The organism is Bradyrhizobium mercantei (genome assembly GCF_001982635.1).
GTDB classification, from domain to species: Bacteria; Pseudomonadota; Alphaproteobacteria; order Rhizobiales; family Xanthobacteraceae; genus Bradyrhizobium; species Bradyrhizobium mercantei.
The window spans coordinates 829,541-846,860 of sequence record NZ_MKFI01000005.1; the positions used below are offsets into that span (position 1 = coordinate 829,541).

A 17,320-nucleotide genomic window follows, 5' to 3' on the forward strand; every position below is an offset into this window, starting at 1 on the left:
TCGGGCGATGACACCGTGTGTGTTGCGCCGTCGCTTCGGCGATGACACATTCCGGCAAACAACAAATCGGGAGTGAACATGAGCGCCGCAACAGATTCAGCGCAGCAAGAGGCGCAATGGCGGAAGTGGCGCAGCGTCGCCGATCTTTATCACGCCTTCTTCACCGGGCTGATCCTCACCGTCGTCACCCGCCGCGGCACGGCCGATGCCGCCGAATTCGTCTTCCGCGTGTTTCGCCGCCAGCAGCAGGAGCGCTTTCTGCCCGGCCTGAAGAAGCTCGGCCTCGACGGCCTGCCGCCGGCGGTCGCGGCCGCGCAGTATCACTATCTCTCCAACTGGATCGGCGGCGTGCATGTCGAATACATCTACGAGACCGACCGTAAGGCGTGGATCCGCTATCCGCCGCCGCGCTGGATCTGGAAGGGCACCGCGATCTGCGGCGTGCCCGGCGAGGTCTCGCGCGCGATGCTGCGCGGCTGGCACGCCAACAACGGTGTCGCCCTCGGCGATCTCAGGCTCGGCTTCGTCTGCACCAAGCAGAGCGTCGACGGCCAGGACGGCCTCGAGGGCTATTACTGCGAATACGATCATCCGCTCGAACTCGACCAGCGCCTGGTGTTCGCGCGCCATCTCGAAGCGCCTGCGTTTAATCCGAAGACCGCGCCGGCGCTGCCGGTCGACAGCTGGCCGCGACAGCGGCTGGAAAAGGCCTACCGCAACTACGCGATGGAATATGTGAAGACGGCCGCGCCCGTCATCGTGCAGGTGTTCGGTCCTGAGGATGCGAGCTATCTGCTGCACCTCACCGGCAAGCTGATTGGTATGCAGTATTTCGACGAGGTCGCGCAGGCGCTCGGCGGCAGCCGTGGCCGTGCGGCGGAATTTGCCGCATTTCTGCGCACGCTGTTCGAGTCGCAGGATGATGTCGCTGAGATCAGCGGGTCCGAAGGCCAGTTCGAAATACGCCAGCGGGGCTGGAAGCTGATGGCCGACGTCGCCGACTATCACCCGGCCTGCGCCAGCGTCCTGACCGGGCTGTTCGAGGGGCTGGCGGCCGGCTGCGGGCGGCATATTCCGGTGCATCTGAAGCCGAACAGCACCGCCGGCGTGCCGTTCGTGTGGTCGATCGGCTAGATCAGAGGTTCACTTGGGTTCACCTGCAATCGCGCAGGCCCCCCTTGCGTCCTGCGCACGTGGAATCCGCCATTGCCATGGTAGGGAAACACCATGGCGCGGCTCCCAGACTGCGCGCGTGGGAGTAGAAATGTCCGATCTCGGCCTCGCCGAAATACCTGTCGACGAACAAGAACGGCCGCTGCCGCCGCCGGTGACCAAGCCGGCGCGCAACGCGCTGCTCGACGGGCCGATCCTGCGCACGCTGTTGTGGCTGGCCTGGCCGAACGTCATCGCGCTCTCCGCCGGCACCTGCGTCGTCATCGCCGAGACCTCCTATATCGGCCGGCTCGGCGTCGAGTCGCTCGCGGCGATGGCGCTGGTGTTTCCCTGCGTGATCCTGACCATGACGATGTCCGGCGGCGCGATGGGCGGCGGCGTCGCATCCGCGATTGCGCGCGCGCTCGGCGCCGGCGAGATCGAGCGTGCCTCGACGCTCGCAATGCATGCGCTGCTGATCGGGTTGACGTTTGGCGTCACCTTCATGCTGGGCATGCTGATCTTCGGTCCGCGCCTGCTCGAACTGCTCGGCGGCCGCGGTAATGTATTGGCGCAGGCGATCGCCTATACGCAGGTCTTCTTCGGCGGCGCGATCCTGCCCTGGCTGATGAACACCATGGCCGGCATCCTGCGCGGCACCGGCAACATGAAGCTGCCGTCGACCATGATCCTGTCGTCGGCGGTGTGGCAGATCATTCTCGGCGGCACGCTCGGGCTCGGCCTCGGCCCGGTGCCGCAATTCGGCATGCGCGGCGTCGCCGCGGGCTCGCTGATCGCCTATTCGATCAGCATCAGCGTGATGGGCTGGTACCTGTTCTCGGGCCGCGCCCGCGTGAAGCCGAAGCTCAAGGGCCTGCGCGTGCAGTGGGCGATGTTCATCGACATCCTCAAGGTCGGCGCGGTCTCCTGCTTCTCGCCGTTGCAATCGGTTCTGACGATCTCGATCTTCACCCACATGCTGGCGCAGTTCGGCACCGCGGTGCTCGCCGGCTACGGCATCGGTGCGCGGCTCGAATTCATGCTGACCTCGGTCGCCTTCGCGGTCGGTATCGCCTCGGTGCCGATGATCGGCATGGCGGTCGGTGCCGAGCGCGTCGCGCGCGCCCGCCGCATCGCCTGGACCGCGGGCACGGTGTCGTTCCTCTCGGTCGGCGTGGTCGGCAGCTTCATCGCCGTGTTCCCCGACCTCTGGGTCAATCTGTTCACCGATGATCCGCATGTGCGGGCGACCAGCCATCAGTATCTCTCGACCGCCGCGCCGATGTACGCCTTCATTGGCCTCGCGATGTCGATGTATTTCTCCTCGCAGGGCGCTGCGAAGGTGCTGGGTCCGGTGCTGGCGCAGACCGCGCGGCTGATCTTCATCGGCACCGGCGGCTGGTGGCTGTCGACCCATGAGGCGAGTGCGCAAAACTTCTTCGCACTCGCCGCCGCTTCGATGGGCGTGCTCGGCGTGCTTTCCTGCCTCAGCGTGATCCTGACGCGCTGGGGCAAGTCAGCGCCGGTCGCGGAAGCGCAGCCGGCGCTGTCGTAGGCTCTCGCTCGATCATCGTGACTCTCTCACCGTCATCCTGAGGTGCGAGCGGAGCGAGCCTCGAAGGATGCACGGCCCCGATGCATCAGCGCATGCGGTCGCATCACTCGCAGAGAGAGCCGGGCCGTCGCCCTTCGAGGCTCGCTTCGCGAGCACCTCAGGGTGGCGGTCACACATATGTGTCACGCCGCGTTTTTCTCCTTTGCCGATCGGGCCATCGCCGTCTGCATCGCCGCCGCGCCGAGGTCCATCTGCGCGTCCATGTAGGGTGCGACTTCGTGCGGCAGCACGTCGGCGATCCACACCACGCGGCAGCGCGCATCGCCGTCGGCGAACACCTGCACCGAGGCGGAATGCTGCTTCAGCCGCTCGCTGCTGATCGCATAGACCAGCCGTTGCCGCTTGTCGTCGCAATCGACCAGCGTCTCGCGCGCCACGGTGCCGTTGCCGAAGGTGACGATGCGAACATCGCCCTCCAGCTGTGTGTCGGTGACGAAGCCCGGCACCAGCCGCGTATGCAGCGCGCCGAAATCACGCAGTGCGTCCCAGACGTGATCAGCCGGCGCGTCGATGGGGATGTCTTTGTGAATGGAGGCCATGGGAGTGGGTCCTTGCGTTTCGAGTTTGAGAGACCGTCATTGCGAGCGAAGCGAAGCAATCCATGTCGCAGCGGAGTGAAGCGTGGATTGCTTCGTCGCTTCGCTCCTCGCAATGACGGCTGAGGTTAGGTCGACACCGCCTCGACATTGTTGCCGTCGGGGTCGAGCAGGAACGCCGCGTAGTAGGTCGGGCTGTAATCCTTGCGGTGGCCCGCCGCGCCGTTGTCCTTGCCGCCGGCCTTCAGGCCTGCGGTGTGGAAGGTCTTGATCGCGTCGTGGCTCGGCGCGCGGAACGCGATGTGCGCGCCGCCTTGCGCCTTGCCCTTGTGCAGATGCAGCCAGAGCGCGGGCTCGCCCTTCGGGCCGAAGCCGGCGCCGCTGTCGTCGCGCGAGCACAGCACGAAGCCGAGCGGCGCCAGCACCGCGGTGTAGAAGCGCACGCTGGCGTCGAGGTCGGCGACGCGCAATCCGATGTGGTCGTACATGATGAGGTCTCCAGTCGCTGGGCGCGTCGACGGACGCGCGGACCGGAGTAACCTAGCTATTGCAGCGCAAGGCGTTCTTGGAGAATCTTGCGGTCGCCGCGGGAGGCCTGGCGGAACTTGAGCGGCGAGGCGCCGGCGGCGCGGTGGAAGCTGCGCACGAAATTGGAGAGATCGCCGAAGCCGACGTCATAGGCGATGTCGGTGACCGGGCTGTCGTCGTCGACGAGCCGCCGCGCCGCATGGCGCAGCCGCGAGCGCACGAGATATTGATGCGGGGTCACGCCGAGCACCGCGGAGAACAGCCGCAGGAAATGGAACGTGCTGAGCCCGGCCTGCTCCGCGGCATCGTCGAGATCGATCTGCTGGTGCGAATTGGCGTCGATCCACAGCGCCGCCTCGACGGCACGGCGGCGATCGCGCAGGCCTGCGGTGAGGGGCTTTGCCTTGCGGTCGGACACCAGCTCGACAAGGCGGCTGGTGAGGAGGTGACCGATCTCGTCGAGACCGACGTCGCTGTTGCCAGCTGCCGCCGTCTGGGCGAGCTCGCCGATCACCATCAATTCCGGCAGTGGCGGCACCGAGCCGACCTGCCAGACATCAGTGCGGTCGCCGATGCTCTCGACCAGCTCCGGGTCGAGGAAGAACGACAGGCATTCGTCGCCGACCACGTGGTCGTGCGTGCAGGTGTATTCGTCGCCGGGATGGCCGACCAGGATCGAGCCCGCCACCAGCTCATGGAAGCGGCCGCGGCAATGGCAGCCGAAACTGCCGCTGCGCACATAGGACACGGAGTGGCAGGCGAACTGCTCGACAAATGGCTTGTCGCCGGGTTCCGCCGCGCAGCGAAACTCGTTCACCGTGATGCGATCGCGCTGCAACAGCGTGGTCCGGGTCATACCCCAGATCTAGGCTTGCGGCCGGGGCCGTGCAACGGGCAGCAGCACGTCGAACAGGGTCTTGCTGGTGGTCGGCTGGGCGCCTTCGATCGAGAGCAGCCGCCGCTTGGAGACGCTGCCGCCGTTCGGCGAGATCCGGTCGGCATAGTGGCCCGCCTCGAGCACGCGATGGCAGGGCACGATGACCATGAAGGGATTGCGGCCGAGCGCCTGCGCCACCGAATAGACCGCGCCGGACGCGCGCAAGGCGCTCGCCACCTCGTCATAGGTCCGGGTTTCGCCGCGGGGAATCGCGCGGACGGTCTGGTAGACGCGCTGGTTGAACGCCGGGATGCCGGTCATATCGAGCGCAACGGCCGAGAGATCACCATTGCCGCCGTGCAAGATCGCAGCGATACCCTCGATCGCGATCTCGACCTCCTCGGGAGGCCGCCGCTCGCGTGCATCGGGATAGAGTTGGAACAGTTTTTTGCGGGTCTCGATTTCGCGGAGCTCGGGCAACTGGACACCGGCGACGCCGGCGTCGCCCCATGCGATGCCGCATCGGCCGATCGCCGTGTCGAAAATGGTGTACCCACGCCCCGCCATGACGCCACCAACCCCCACTGCGATCATAACATCGTCGCGGTCCGGCGCATCCGGAATCTTGACGTTTAGTTAAGCATGTTGCGGCCGGCGCTGTGTGACCTCGACGACGTCCAGTCACGCATCTTCCAGTCACGCATCTTAAAGGCTTTGCCCGCTATCTGGTCGCCAGCATGCTGCTGCAAAAGACGATCGGCGGAACGATGACGAGCCCGAGCGCCGAAGCCGCGCCCGGCAGTGCCGGCATGGCCGGGCGCGTGAGCTGGCTCTCCCATCCGCTGTTCGCGGTGCTGCTGCTGGCGCTGGTGATACGCCTTGCGGCCGCGCTCTGGCCCAACGTCATTTATCCCGACGAGACCTTCCAGTATCTCGAGCCGGCGTGGCGGATGCTCGGCCATGACGGCATCCTGACATGGGAATGGCGCGACGGCATTCGCGGCTGGTTCCTGCCGACATTGATGGCCGGGCCGGTTGCCCTGGGTGATGCGCTTGCGCCTGGAGGCGCGGGTGCCTTCATGGTGCCGCGCCTGATCGTCGCATGCGCGTCGCTGTCGATCGTGGCGAGCGCCTGGTTCCTCGGCGCGCGGATCTCGCGCACCCATGCCGTCGTCGCGGCCTTTGCCACAGCGACCTGGTTCGAACTGTTCATGCTCGCGCCGCATACGCTGGGCGAGCCGCTGGCGACGGCGCTGATCGTGCCGGCGGCGCTGCTGGTCACCGACCGTCCATCACAGCTGCGTCTCGCGATCGGCGGTGCGTTGCTCGCCTTCGCCTTTGTCTGCCGTTTCCAGTTTGCGCCGGCCATTGCGGTGCTCGCGCTTGGGGCATGCTGGGCACGCTGGCGAAACCTGATTCCGCTGGTCGCCGGCGGGCTCGCTGCGCTGCTGCTTGCCGCCGCGATCGACCTTGCGCATGGTGCCGTGCCGTTCGCCTGGCTGATCGCGAACATCAAGGAAAACCTTGTCCACGATCGCGCGATCGAATTCGGCGTGTCGCCGCCGTCGGCCTATCTCATCGATTTCCTGACCGTGTGGTCGGTGGCGATCGTGCTCCCGCTCGCCGCGATCTGGCGCGGCTCGCGGCACGCCCCGTTGCTGCTGGCCGTGGCGCTGGTCAATCTCGTCTTCCACAGCCTGATCGTGCACAAGGAATACCGCTTCGTCTTCCTGTCGGTGGTGCTGTTCACCATCGTCGCGGCGCTGGGATCGGCCGATTGGGTGCAATGGCTGCGCGCCAAGGGCGCGTGGCGCCGCTGGGCACTGCCCGTCGTGCTCGGCGGTTGGGCGTTGCTGTCCGTGGCGCTGGCCGGCGCCAGCGACGGGATGCGCGAGTACTGGACGCGGGGTGTCGGCGCTGCGCAACTCGCCACCGAACTGCGCGGCGATCCGCAGATGTGCGGTCTCGCGCTTTACAACGTTCGTTTCCAGCAATTGCCGGGGCGGGAACGATTGGTTGGCCCGGTGCCGCTCTATTCGCTGCAACCCGCCGATCCGCTCGCCGAGGTGGTCCTGCCGCCGCTGCTGCTGCGGGCGAGCAAGCCGGCCTTCAATCGCATCCTTGCGCGGCCCGAGGCCGCAGGCGATCTGCCGGCGGATTTTTCACGGCAAAGCTGTGGGCGCGTCGGCTTCAGCGATGCCTGCATCTATGCGCGCGGCGGCAGCTGCGACGCATCTGCCGCTCAGCCCTTTGTCATCAATGACGTGCTTGTGAGGATGGGCCAGTAGCGGGTGGTGCCGCCGCGATCGGCGTCAATGCCCGCTTGATCCGCTGCCGCAGCCCGGGCTATGGTCCGGCAGGTCGCACCCATGCGGTTCGACCTCGAGCAATTGAGATCGCGGGCGTAGTTCAATGGTAGAACGGCAGCTTCCCAAGCTGCATACGAGGGTTCGATTCCCTTCGCCCGCTCCAGCCTTTGGGCGCCGTGTTTGACCGGCAATCGCAGGAGACTTGACGTGAAGTTGCTTGGAGCGCTGCTGCTTGCGCTGAGCGCGCTTTGGATGACGAGGCCGGCATCTGCGCAAATGTATGATCCTCGCTATCCGGTCTGCATGCATGTCTATGGTGTGTTGATCGGTGAGCGCATGGACTGCGTCTTCACGTCGATCGATCAGTGCCAGGCCGGCGCGATGGGCCTTCCGGCAACCTGTTTGATTAACCCTTACTACGTGCCGAGATCTTACGCGCCGGGATCGGCGCGCCGTTACAGGCCTGAACGGTGACTTTTCCCGCGCGTGCTTGCGAGCGTCCATTTGAGATCGATGCATGGAATGGTGGATCTACGCACTCCCAGCGATCGTTCTGATCGGAGGCGCATTTGTCGTTCGCGCCCGGCGCGGCGGGAATTCCACGGAGGATGAGGAGCTGAACCGGCGGATCGATGAGCGCGTCGATCGCCTCGATCTCACGCGCCGCAATCGCGATCGGGATTCCTGATCCAGCAAATCGGCGCACGGGCCTGCCGCCATCATTCCGGGATATTACGGCGATCTGTTCACGCAACGTGCGTGCCTAACGAACCGTACTCGACCTGTTCTTCTCACAACGCGCAGTTATGTTTCCGTAGTTCTCCGCATTTGAGAACGGAGTTCCGTCGGAACGATCTCGCAGGTTCCGGCATTGGCCAAGTAGAACCGGCCAGCCTCCGGCAGAGACCGGTCGGTTCAAGCCCGCCGCCGGTCGTCCGCCTCTCAACCAGCCCCCTAGAGGACGGCCGGCGCGGGTCCTGATCCAGGGTCTGCGCGGCGCCTCCATGTCGGCAGCATGTTCCGATGCTGCGTTCGATTGCCGTCGCCAATGTGTATCGCTGCGTTCGCGACAGATTCAGCGCCAGCCCAGCGCGGGTGCGACGTGAGTGAGAATACTCTCGATCACATGCGCGTTGTAGGCGACGCCGAGCTGATTGGGGACGGTCAGCAGCAGGGTGTCGGCTTCTGCAATCGCCTCGTCGGTCTTGAGCTGCTCGATCAGCTTGTCGGGTTCGGCGGCATAGCCGCGGCCGAAGATCGCGCGCGTCCGCTCGTCGATGAAACCGATCTGGTCTTCCTCCTGCCCACTGCCGAAATAGGCGCGGTCGCGATCGTCGACCAGCGCGAAGATGCTGCGGCTCACCGAGACCCGCGGCTCGCGTGTGTGACCGGCCTCCTTCCAGGCGGCACGGTAGGCCCGGATCTGCGCGGCCTGCTGGATGTGGAACGCTTCGCCGGTCTCGTCGCTCTTCAGCGTCGAGCTCTGCAGGTTCATGCCGAGCTTCGCCGCCCAGACCGCGGTCGCGTTCGAGCCGGCGCCCCACCAGATGCGCTCGCGCAGGCCTTCCGAGTGCGGTTCGAGCCGCAGCAGGCCGGGCGGATTGGGAAACATCGGCCGCGGATTGGGCTGCGCAAAACCCTGTCCGCGCAGCATGTCGAGGAAGATCTCGGCATGACGCCGGCCCATGTCGGCGTCGGTCTCGCCTTCGGCCGGCTGATAGCCGAAATAGCGCCAGCCATCGATCACCTGCTCGGGCGAGCCGCGGCTGATGCCGAGTTGCAGGCGTCCGCCCGCGATCAGGTCGGCCGCACCGGCGTCCTCGATCATGTAGAGCGGATTTTCGTAGCGCATGTCGATCACGGCGGTGCCGATTTCGATCCGGCTGGTCTTGGCGCCGACCGCCGCCAGCAGCGGGAAGGGCGAAGCCAGCTGGCGCGCGAAGTGATGGACGCGAAAATACGCGCCGTCCGCGCCGAGCTCTTCGGCGGCGACCGCAAGGTCGATGGATTGCAGCAGTACATCCGCGGCCGAGCGGGCCTGGGATTGCGGCGAGGGCGTCCAGTGCCCGAACGAGAGGAATCCGATTTTCTTCATGTCGGCAATGTAGGCATGTCCAGGACGAATTGCGATCCATGGCGCATGCGCGCTGGTCTTGCCGCCTGCGACGCGGCGTGGCTTGCGATCCCGGGACGCGCCGCCTAGTTTTCCGCCGCCCTTTCCCTCGCCAACATGGTCCCGCAGGTCCCGATGTCGCAGCCGCTCCTGTTTCAGCCGATCACGCTTCGCGGCGTGACCTCCCGAAACCGCATCCTGATCTCGCCGATGTGCCAGTATTCGGCGACCGACGGCCTCGCCAATGATTGGCATCTTGTTCATCTTGGTAAATTTGCCCAGGGCGGCGCGGGGCTCGTGATGGTCGAGGCCGCGGCGGTCGCCGCCGAGGGCCGCATCACCCATGGCGATGTCGGCATCTGGAACGACGAGCAGATCGCGCCGCTCGAGCGCATCGCGGCCTTCCTGAAGGACAACGGCGCCGTGCCTGCAATCCAGCTCGCGCATGCCGGCCGCAAGGCCAGTATGCAGCGTCCCTGGTACGGCAATGCCGCACTCGACGAGGCCGACCGCGCCCGCGGCGATCTGCCGTGGCCGACGGTGGCGCCGAGCGCGATCCCGATGGAGGAAGGCTGGCTGATGCCGCACGCGCTCGAACTGGCCGAGCTCGCCGCGCTGCGCGAGCAGTGGCGGCGCGCCACCTTGCGCGCGGTGGAGGCCGGCTTCGAATTCGTCGAGGTGCATTGCGCGCATGGTTATCTCTTGCACGAATTCCTCTCGCCATTGTCGAACCGCCGCAGCGACGCCTATGGCGGCGACCGCACCGGGCGGATGCGCTATCCGCTCGAGATCATCGAGACCGTGCGTGCCGCCTGGCCCGCGGAGCGGCCGCTGTCGGTGCGGATCTCCTCAGTCGACGGTGTCGAAGGCGGCCTGACGCTCGAGGACCAGATCGCGTTCGCCAAGGCCGCCAAGGCGTGCGGCGCTGATTTGATCGATTGCTCGTCGGGCGGCCTGCTTGGCTCGGCGACTGCGGCGCGGATTCCGCGCGGCTACGGTTTCCAGGTGCCTTATGCGGATGAAATTCGCCGCGCCGCCGAGGTCGCCACCATCGCGGTCGGCCTCATCCTGCATCCGCAGCAGGCCGAAGACGTTCTGGCCAATGGCCAGGCCGATCTGGTTGCGATCGGCCGCGAGGCACTGTTCGATCCGAACTGGCCGCTGCATGCCGAGCTTGCGCTCGGCGGTGGAAGCGGCGAGGTGTTTGCGTCCTGGCCGAAGCAGTATGGGTGGTGGCTGGAGCGCCGCGAACCGGGGCTGCGCCGGCTCGAAGGCCCGCCGCTGCCGTTCCGCAGCGCGTGACACAACAAGCTGCGACAAGATCATGAGGGAGGATTTGACATGACGAATTCGGCACAGCGCCCCTATCGCGGCGTCTTTCCGGTCGCACCGACCATCTTCGACGCCAACGGCGACCTCGATCTCGAGGGGCAGCGGCGCTGCGTCGATTTCATGATCGATGCCGGCTCGCACGGCATCTGCATCCTCGCCAACTTCTCCGAGCAGTTCGTGCTGACCGATGCCGAGCGCGAGACCGTGATGCACGCCGTGCTCGAGCACGTCGCGGGCCGGATTCCCGTCATCGTCACCACGACGCATTTCTCCTCGGCGGTGTGCGCCGAGCGCAGCCGTCAGGCGGAGGCCGCGGGCGCTGCGATGGTGATGATCATGCCGCCCTATCACGGCGCGACCTTCCGCGTGGGCGAACCGGCCATTTACGAATTCTATCGCGTGGTCTCCGACGCGATCGGCATTCCGATCATGATCCAGGACGCGCCGGTTGCGGGCACGCCGCTCTCGGTCGATTTCCTGGCGCGGATGGCGAAGGAGCTCGGCAACATCAGGTATTTCAAGATCGAGGTGCCGATGGCCGCCAACAAGCTGCGCGGTCTGATCGAGAAGGGTGGTGCCGAGATCGAAGGACCGTGGGACGGCGAAGAGGCGATCACGCTGATGGCCGATCTCGATGCCGGCGCGACTGGTGCGATGACCGGCGGCGGCTATCCCGACGGCATCCGCCAGATCATGGATCCGTTTTTCGCCGGCAAGCGGGATGAAGCCGTGCAGGCCTATGCGCGCTGGCTGCCGTTGATCAATTACGAGAACCGCCAATGCGGGCTGCAAGCCTGCAAGGTCTTGATGCGCGAGGGCGGCGTCATCAAGTCGGACACCGTGCGCCACCCGTTGCAGCCGCTGCATCCGGCGACGCGCGCCGGGCTGATCGAAATTGCACGGACGCTTGATCCGGTCGTGCTGCGCTGGGGTCACTGAGCGCATCACCTGGCTGCTCTGTTCGGATCATCGCTGCGGTTTGCATTCACATAACCGTCAACAACGGTATCTACCGTTCTGGTCCGGTACGGGACGCGGGGAATTCTTCCTCGCGTGTGCACTCTGGTTACGTCTGACCGGTCAGGCAGCGGATGATCGAAACCTTCCGGGTTGGCCGCTTTGCGATGCGCTACGGCCATTTCGTGCCGCGGCTTTACAACTATTGCCGTTCGCTCGGCTTTGAGCGGCAGCATATGCTGCCGTCGCGTGCCTTTTGCTCCGACGAGAGCCAAGGCTACCCGGTGATGCTGCTGGCCCAGCATTTCGGAACGTTTCCGTTCGACCATGGGCGGGTCGGCGGCAAGGTCGCGATCAACCGCCATGGGCCCTATGCCCATCACGGCGAGGACCTGGTGCTGATCCAGGCCAGCCACGTCGGCTACAATCCGGATGACGGCCGCTTCGGCGTCTATCAGCGCCACCGCACCGACGGTTGCAGGTTCGGGGATTGCTGCGGAAAGCTCTGCGGCGTGCTGCGCTGGTACGAGGACGAATACGCGCATGCCTGCCGGCAGGTGCAATGCGGCCGGCTCGATGGCGAGCCGGTGTTCCGGATCGACAATCAATATCTGGATGACAGTCGCAGTGAAGGCGTTTTCCTCCGGTTCGACCGCATGGTCGAGACGCCGCTTCAGCCGTTGAACGTGCTGAGTACGTCGAAGGTGTTTCGTGCCAGCCCGGCGATCCGCGACCGGCTCGGCGAAGCGTGCTTTCGCGAGACGCCGGCGCCGATCGGCACCGCGCTGTCACCCGATCTGTTTCAATTCCGCCGCGCGCCGGCCGGAGATCCCGAGGGCCACGACATTCTCGAAGCGGCGCTGGCTCCTGTCATGCCGGCGCTGGTAACGTCGCCGCACCCCGCATTGGATGCCGCGCGCTACGTCACCCAGGCCGAGTTCGACCGCACCTACCGGAGCATTCTGCGCGAGCCGGCGTTTGCGACCAAGAACGTGCTGTTCGTCTCCGGCCTGAACATCGACGTGTCGCCGCGCGAGGGCTTTCCGTTTCCGTTCACCAAATTCGTGCCGTGGGCGGCCTATGCCCGCCTGCGCGACGGCCGCTCGTTCCTGCTCGAGCAGGAGCAGCTCGACGAGGCACTGCGCCGGATGCCGGGCGAGAATCCGGATTGCCTGTCGTTCGACGGGACGATCGAGCAGATGACCGCGGCGCCGGAAATCCGCATTCCGATCGGCTGATGCAGATGACGACGCTTCCTGTCCTGCGTGCGCATACTGCTCCCGAACCGCGTCTTCAGCGCCTGGATTTCGCGGACCGCGAGCGCGGCTTGACCCGTCGCCACTTCATCCTCGGCTGCCTCAGCATGGCCGCGAGCCAGATGGTGCGCCTGCTGGACAGGCTCCAGCAATTGCCGCTGCTGCGAATTCGCTTTCCTTGACGGGAACCGTTGCTGGTTCATGATAAACTTTGATTGAATCGCTTTGGCGGCGAGCTCGGTTCACCTCTCCCCATTGGGAAGAGGTCGATTTGCGAAGCAAATCGGGTGAGGGGCCGCAGCGCTAACGAGGGACCGTAATCCCTCACCCGGCGCTACGCGCCGACCTCTCCCAAGGGAGAGGTGAACCTCCGCCGTCGATCCAGGTTCAACCTCATCCCATCATGCTCTACAGCCAGCGGGACACGGAGAAGATCAAGAGGCCGACCAGCCCTCCGACCACGGTGCCGTTGATCCGGATGAATTGCAGATCGCGTCCGACCTGCAATTCGATCCGCATGATCAGGGTTTCGGTGTCCCAGTTCTCGACCACCTTGCGGATGAAGGCCGCGATCTCCTGGCGCCGCGATGCAACGGCGCGCAGCGCCGCAACGCGAAGCCAGCGGTTGATGCGGTCGCGCATCTCGGCATCGTCGCGAATCCGCGCGGCGACCGAGGTCAGGGCGGTTTCGATCGCGTCCGCGATCGCAGCCGAGGTCGCCGCGGAATTCAGCCGCACCTCGATGGCGTGCCACATCGCGTCGATCTGGCCGATCACGGCGGGATTGTCGAGCATCTGCTGCTTCAGCTCCTCGCCTTTGGCGAGGTAGTCGGGATCGGTGGCGAGCCGGTCGATCAGACGCTCGATCTCGGCCTTGAGCTCGACGCGCCAGGGGTGGTTCGGCTCGCGCATCTCGTCGAGCGTCTGGCTGACGCCGGAGATGACGCGGTCGGCCACCATGCCGTCGACCCATTTCGGCACGAACCGGTAGGAGCGCTGCGAGACCTTCTTGCGGATGGTTTCCTTGTTGTTGGCGAGCGCCACGCTTGCCGATGTGATCAGGCGCTCGATCAGCGCCTGCGTGTTGCCATGGGACCACAACAATGCCAGCACGCGCGAGGCGAGCGGAGCCACAGGAACTGCCGCGATCCCCTGACGGGTCCGGCGGGTGAGAAAGGCGTTGATCTCGGCGCTCGGCGTCGCCTGCAGGGCCTGATGGACTGCGGAGACCGTGCGCTGCGCCGCGTTGCGGGCGTGCGACGGCCGCTCGATCCATTGCGCCGCCCAGCCGGCGATGTCGACGTCGCGGATCCGATCGCCGACGACGCGCGGCGACAGGAAGTTGTTGGCGATGAAGCGGCCCAGCGCCACCGCAATGCGCTGCTTGCTTTGCGGAACGATCGCGGTGTGCGGGATCGGGATGCCGAGCGGATGACGAAACAGCGCGACGACGGCGAACCAGTCGGCGCAGGCGCCGATCATGCCGGCTTCGGCGAAGGCCCGCGGATAAGCGAGCCACGGCCAATGCGGCTGCGCCATCGAGGTCGCCAGGAAGACCAGCAGCATGACCACGAGCAGGGCCGTGGCGAGCGTGCGCATGCGACGAAGGTCGCGCAGCCTGGTGTCTTCATGCGGGAGCGCGGTGCCGACGTCCACTTGCCGAACACCTCATGCCGTCGCGATGCCGCGCGCCGGCGCGAGCCTTGCGGCCATCGCCGTATAATGTTGCCGGACGCCGGCGCTGCCATGGATCCGCTCCAGCCTGCGCAGGGTGAAGTGGCCCTTCGCGATCTTCTGGAAGTGATCCATGAAGATGACGTTGATGGTCGCGCCGAACGCGGCGCCGATGATCGGCACCGCGCCCGCGGCGACCTTGTCGGAGACCACCAGGCCGAACCGCGACACGATCTCGCTGACCAGGTTCGAAATCACCGGCGCGGACGCGTCGATCGCGCCGCGCTCCATGATGTAGGCGGCCGCATCGCTGGTGTATTTGCTGATCAGGGCGCGGGCGGCGTAGTAGCCGACGTCGATGCTGTCGTCGGTCCGCTTGGTGCCGTAGGCGAACACTTCGAGACACGCGAGCCGCGCCTCGAGCTTCGAGAGGTCCTCGCCCTCATGCTGGGCGATCTCGGCGATCGCGCGCAGCATCAATGTCGTCGTCAAAGGGAGCTCGACCGCGAGCGCGCCGAGGCCGAACAGGCCGCTCACGCCTCCGGTTACGCCAGCGAGAAACGACGAGAAGGTGACCGCGGGGGCCGGCGGCGGCTTGTCGTCGAGCGTGTCGACGGCAACTTCCAGCCCCTTCATGACCGCGGTGCGCACGAGGCCGCTGAGCTGGCGGTTGGCGGCTTTCGGCAGCAGGTTCAGCACGCGATTGACGGGAACGCCGGCATAGTCGGCGATCCGCGCCGCCAGATTGGAGCCCTCCAGCGTCTTGACTGCGGCTTTTAGCGCGGCGTGATCGCCGGGAGGGAGAACGACGAGCTGGTTGACATCCTGGCTCATTGATAGCGCAGGATTGGCCGGATGCCGTTGAAGCTCGCCAGGATCGCCGAGCCGTTGCTGATCAGCGCGGTCACCTCGGGCGTGATCAGGCCGCCGGGCAGCGCAAGGCCAAGCGCCAGCGTGTTGAGCGCGGCGACGATGGCATAATTCTGCTTGATCAGGCTGACGGCGCCTTGCGAGATCTCCACCGCCTTGACGAGTTTCCAGAGCGAGTCCTCCATCAGGATGACGTCGGCGGATTCGTGGGTGACCTCGGCGCCGTGCTTCATGGCGATGCCGACATCGGCGAAGCTGAGCGCAGGCGAATCATTGATGCCGTCGCCGACCATCGCGACCCTGCGTCCCTTGCGTTGCAGCTCCTGGATCACGCCGGCCTTGTCGGCCGGCAGCATGTCGGCGAAGTGCTCGGTCAACCCGAGATTCTCGCAGACGGCGCGCGCCACGACGCCGTTGTCGCCGGTCAGCATGATGCTGTTCTTGACGCCGAGCGCGTGCAGCCGCTGGATCACCGAGCGGCTTTCCTCGCGGATTTCGTCGGAATAAGGCACGAGGCCCGCGAGCCTGCCGTCAACCGCGATATAGAGGCTCGAATAGCCGCGCTGGTCGAGCGCCGCGCGATCGAGGACCGAGGCGTCGACGGCGATCTCGCTCTGGCGCATGAAGCGCTGGTTGCCGACGTGGACATAATAGCCGTTGACCTGGCCCTCGACGCCGAGGCCGAGACGGTAGGTGGTCTCGTTGCAGGGCGGGACGTTGACGGCGAGCTGCCGGGCCCGCGTCCGCAACGCTTCGGCGACCGGATGCTGCAGCTTGGTTTCAGCGGCGGCGGCGAGCCCGAGCAGGTGGTTCGGCGTGATCTGTTTCTGATAGGAGATCACGTCGATGACGGCGGGCGTGCCATGGGTGAGCGTGCCGGTCTTGTCGAACACCATGGTGTCGATCCCGGCGAGCTTCTCCATGTGGCCGCCGCTCTTGATGATCATGCCGGTGCGGGCGGCGAGCGTCATCGAGGACAGCACCGACGTGGGCGCGGCGACGCGGATGCCGGTGCCGTAGTCGACGATCACAAGCGACAGGAAGCGATTGAAGTCGCCCGAGACCATGGCGGTGCCGGTCGCGAGCGCCAGCGTCGGGGTCACCAGCCGGTCGGCGAAGCGCTCGGCATGGTTCTGCATGCGGGTGTCGCCGATCGGCGCGGATTCGATCAAGCGGACGATCTGGCCGGCCGTGGTCGCGGTTCCGACGCGCAGCGCGCGCAGCGTGATCTGGCCCTCGCGGATCACGGTGGCGGCGAACGCCGCTTCACCCTTGCCGCGATGCACCGGCAGGCCCTCGCCGGTGATCGTCTTCTGATCGATGGTGGCCGAACCGTCGATGATCTCGCCGTCGACCGGGATCATCTCGCCGGGATACACCACGACGATGTCGCCGTCCTTGAGCTCGGCAGCGGGGATCGACACGACTTCGCCGTCGCGCAGCAGCCAGGCCGTCTTCGACTGGAATTCGAGCAGTTCATTGATCGCCCGTCGCGAACCCGCCGCGGTCAGGTCGCGGATCCAGTCACCGAGCTTGATCAGCCAGGTGACGATGCAGCCGGCCAGCGGATTGCCCTGCAGCACCGAGGAGGTGATCGCGAGCGTATCGAGCACGTCGATGTTGAGCCGGCTCTCGTTGGCCCAGACCTTCCAGGCGCGCTTGGCGATCGGGATCGCATTCCAGAGCATCAGCGGCATGTTGATCGCCGTGATCACCGGATTGGCGCTGAAGGCCATGAACAGCGACAGCGTCGGCAGCGCCAAAGGCGAGCGCTTGGAGACCTCGGGCACGCTGGCGCGTGGCGCGCCCGGGTCCGGCACGGCGCTTGCGCACAGCGCCTTGACGTCGGCGAGGCGCATGCTCTTGAAGCCGTTCAGCAGCGCGAGCAGCCTTTGCTCATGGGCCGGATCGTATTCCAGCACGAGGCTCGCGCAGTCGTAGTTGATCCGCGCGGTCCTGATCCCCTCCTGCGCCCGCAGCCATCCGAGGCAGCTCTCGCCCAGCTTGCGATCTTGCCTGAGTGCGGGAATGCTCAGGCGAACGCGCCCTGGCATCGAGTGGCAGAAGCGGAAGTCCATGAATTTGCACTCTCGCCCCTGGC

Annotated in this window: 17 protein-coding genes and 1 tRNA gene; 9 read left to right on the forward strand and 9 right to left on the reverse strand. The window is 66.0% G+C overall.

Features of this window, described 5'->3' with window-relative positions:
• Nucleotides 1-78 precede the first annotated feature (78 nt).
• Both BI327_RS26520 and BI327_RS26525 read left to right on the forward strand, forming a co-directional pair.
• Complete coding sequence (locus tag BI327_RS26520; RefSeq protein ID WP_076864191.1) at nucleotides 79-1,134, forward strand: hypothetical protein; 1,056 nt, start codon at nucleotides 79-81, stop codon at nucleotides 1,132-1,134.
• Nucleotides 1,135-1,264: 130 nt separating this feature from the next.
• On the forward strand, nucleotides 1,265-2,707 hold the full coding sequence (locus BI327_RS26525) for an MATE family efflux transporter (protein WP_076864192.1): 1,443 nt from the start codon (nucleotides 1,265-1,267) through the stop codon (nucleotides 2,705-2,707).
• Nucleotides 2,708-2,889: 182 nt separating this feature from the next.
• Here BI327_RS26525 and BI327_RS26530 read toward each other — a convergent pair whose 3' ends face one another.
• From BI327_RS26530 to BI327_RS26545, 4 genes are all read right to left on the reverse strand, one after another.
• Nucleotides 2,890-3,306, reverse strand: coding sequence for an SRPBCC family protein (locus tag BI327_RS26530; protein ID WP_076864193.1), 417 nt, complete (start codon nucleotides 3,304-3,306; stop codon nucleotides 2,890-2,892).
• Between the two features lie 125 nt (nucleotides 3,307-3,431).
• On the reverse strand, nucleotides 3,432-3,791 hold the full coding sequence (locus BI327_RS26535) for a VOC family protein (protein ID WP_076864194.1): 360 nt from the start codon (nucleotides 3,789-3,791) through the stop codon (nucleotides 3,432-3,434).
• Between the two features lie 56 nt (nucleotides 3,792-3,847).
• Entirely contained in the window at nucleotides 3,848-4,687 is an 840-nt protein-coding gene (locus BI327_RS26540; protein WP_076864195.1) for a helix-turn-helix domain-containing protein, read from the reverse strand.
• Between the two features lie 9 nt (nucleotides 4,688-4,696).
• Nucleotides 4,697-5,275 (reverse strand): methylated-DNA--[protein]-cysteine S-methyltransferase, encoded by a 579-nt coding sequence (locus tag BI327_RS26545; protein ID WP_076864196.1) that lies wholly within the window; start codon nucleotides 5,273-5,275, stop codon nucleotides 4,697-4,699.
• A 170-nt stretch (nucleotides 5,276-5,445) separates the two neighbouring features.
• Here BI327_RS26545 and BI327_RS26550 point away from each other — a divergent pair, with 170 nt between their 5' ends.
• The 3 genes from BI327_RS26550 to BI327_RS26560 all read left to right on the forward strand — a co-directional run bounded on the left by BI327_RS26550 (nucleotide 5,446) and on the right by BI327_RS26560 (nucleotide 7,491).
• Entirely contained in the window at nucleotides 5,446-6,996 is a 1,551-nt protein-coding gene (locus tag BI327_RS26550) for a 4-amino-4-deoxy-L-arabinose transferase (RefSeq protein ID WP_083742226.1), read from the forward strand.
• 110 nt (nucleotides 6,997-7,106) lie between these two features.
• Nucleotides 7,107-7,180: transfer RNA gene (locus tag BI327_RS26555), tRNA-Gly, on the forward strand.
• 89 nt (nucleotides 7,181-7,269) lie between these two features.
• Nucleotides 7,270-7,491: a DUF3551 domain-containing protein gene (locus tag BI327_RS26560; RefSeq protein WP_089025596.1), complete on the forward strand. Its 222-nt coding sequence runs from the start codon at nucleotides 7,270-7,272 to the stop codon at nucleotides 7,489-7,491.
• On the opposite strand, the gene BI327_RS42795 is transcribed toward BI327_RS26560, so the two are convergent.
• Together BI327_RS42795 and BI327_RS26565 are read right to left on the reverse strand one after the other, a co-directional pair.
• A complete protein-coding gene (locus BI327_RS42795; RefSeq protein WP_167386903.1) occupies nucleotides 7,424-7,771 on the reverse strand; it encodes a hypothetical protein in 348 nt (115 codons plus the stop codon). The two genes, BI327_RS26560 and BI327_RS42795, sit on opposite strands and share 68 nt — an antisense overlap.
• Nucleotides 7,772-8,092: 321 nt before the next feature.
• On the reverse strand, nucleotides 8,093-9,112 hold the full coding sequence (locus BI327_RS26565) for an LLM class flavin-dependent oxidoreductase (RefSeq protein ID WP_076864198.1): 1,020 nt from the start codon (nucleotides 9,110-9,112) through the stop codon (nucleotides 8,093-8,095).
• 153 nt (nucleotides 9,113-9,265) lie between these two features.
• Between BI327_RS26565 and BI327_RS26570 the strand changes: the two genes are divergently transcribed.
• The 4 genes from BI327_RS26570 (at nucleotide 9,266) to BI327_RS26585 (ending at nucleotide 12,857) form a co-directional block, all read left to right on the forward strand.
• Entirely contained in the window at nucleotides 9,266-10,432 is a 1,167-nt protein-coding gene (locus BI327_RS26570) for an NADH:flavin oxidoreductase/NADH oxidase (RefSeq protein ID WP_076864302.1), read from the forward strand.
• A 39-nt stretch (nucleotides 10,433-10,471) separates the two neighbouring features.
• The gene (locus BI327_RS26575) at nucleotides 10,472-11,401 is read left to right on the forward strand and encodes a dihydrodipicolinate synthase family protein (RefSeq protein WP_076864199.1); all 930 of its coding nucleotides are present in this window, start codon (nucleotides 10,472-10,474) and stop codon (nucleotides 11,399-11,401) included.
• Nucleotides 11,402-11,553: 152 nt separating this feature from the next.
• Nucleotides 11,554-12,657 carry a hypothetical protein gene (locus BI327_RS26580; protein WP_076864200.1) on the forward strand — a complete coding sequence of 368 codons (1,104 nt, stop codon included), beginning with the start codon at nucleotides 11,554-11,556 and terminating at the stop codon, nucleotides 12,655-12,657.
• Entirely contained in the window at nucleotides 12,657-12,857 is a 201-nt protein-coding gene (locus BI327_RS26585) for a hypothetical protein (RefSeq protein WP_076864201.1), read from the forward strand. The genes BI327_RS26580 and BI327_RS26585 overlap by 1 nt, the downstream gene beginning before the upstream one ends.
• 226 nt (nucleotides 12,858-13,083) lie before the next feature.
• Here the strand turns inward: BI327_RS26585 and BI327_RS26590 are convergent, their stop codons facing one another.
• From BI327_RS26590 to BI327_RS26600, 3 genes are read right to left on the reverse strand one after another with little or no spacing between them, the layout of a single operon-like run.
• A complete protein-coding gene (locus BI327_RS26590) occupies nucleotides 13,084-14,331 on the reverse strand; it encodes a DUF445 domain-containing protein (protein ID WP_083742227.1) in 1,248 nt (415 codons plus the stop codon).
• 12 nt (nucleotides 14,332-14,343) lie between these two features.
• Entirely contained in the window at nucleotides 14,344-15,183 is an 840-nt protein-coding gene (locus BI327_RS26595) for an EcsC family protein (protein ID WP_076864202.1), read from the reverse strand.
• Entirely contained in the window at nucleotides 15,180-17,297 is a 2,118-nt protein-coding gene (locus BI327_RS26600) for a heavy metal translocating P-type ATPase (protein ID WP_076864203.1), read from the reverse strand. The genes BI327_RS26595 and BI327_RS26600 overlap by 4 nt, the downstream gene beginning before the upstream one ends.
• Nucleotides 17,298-17,320 lie beyond the last annotated feature (23 nt).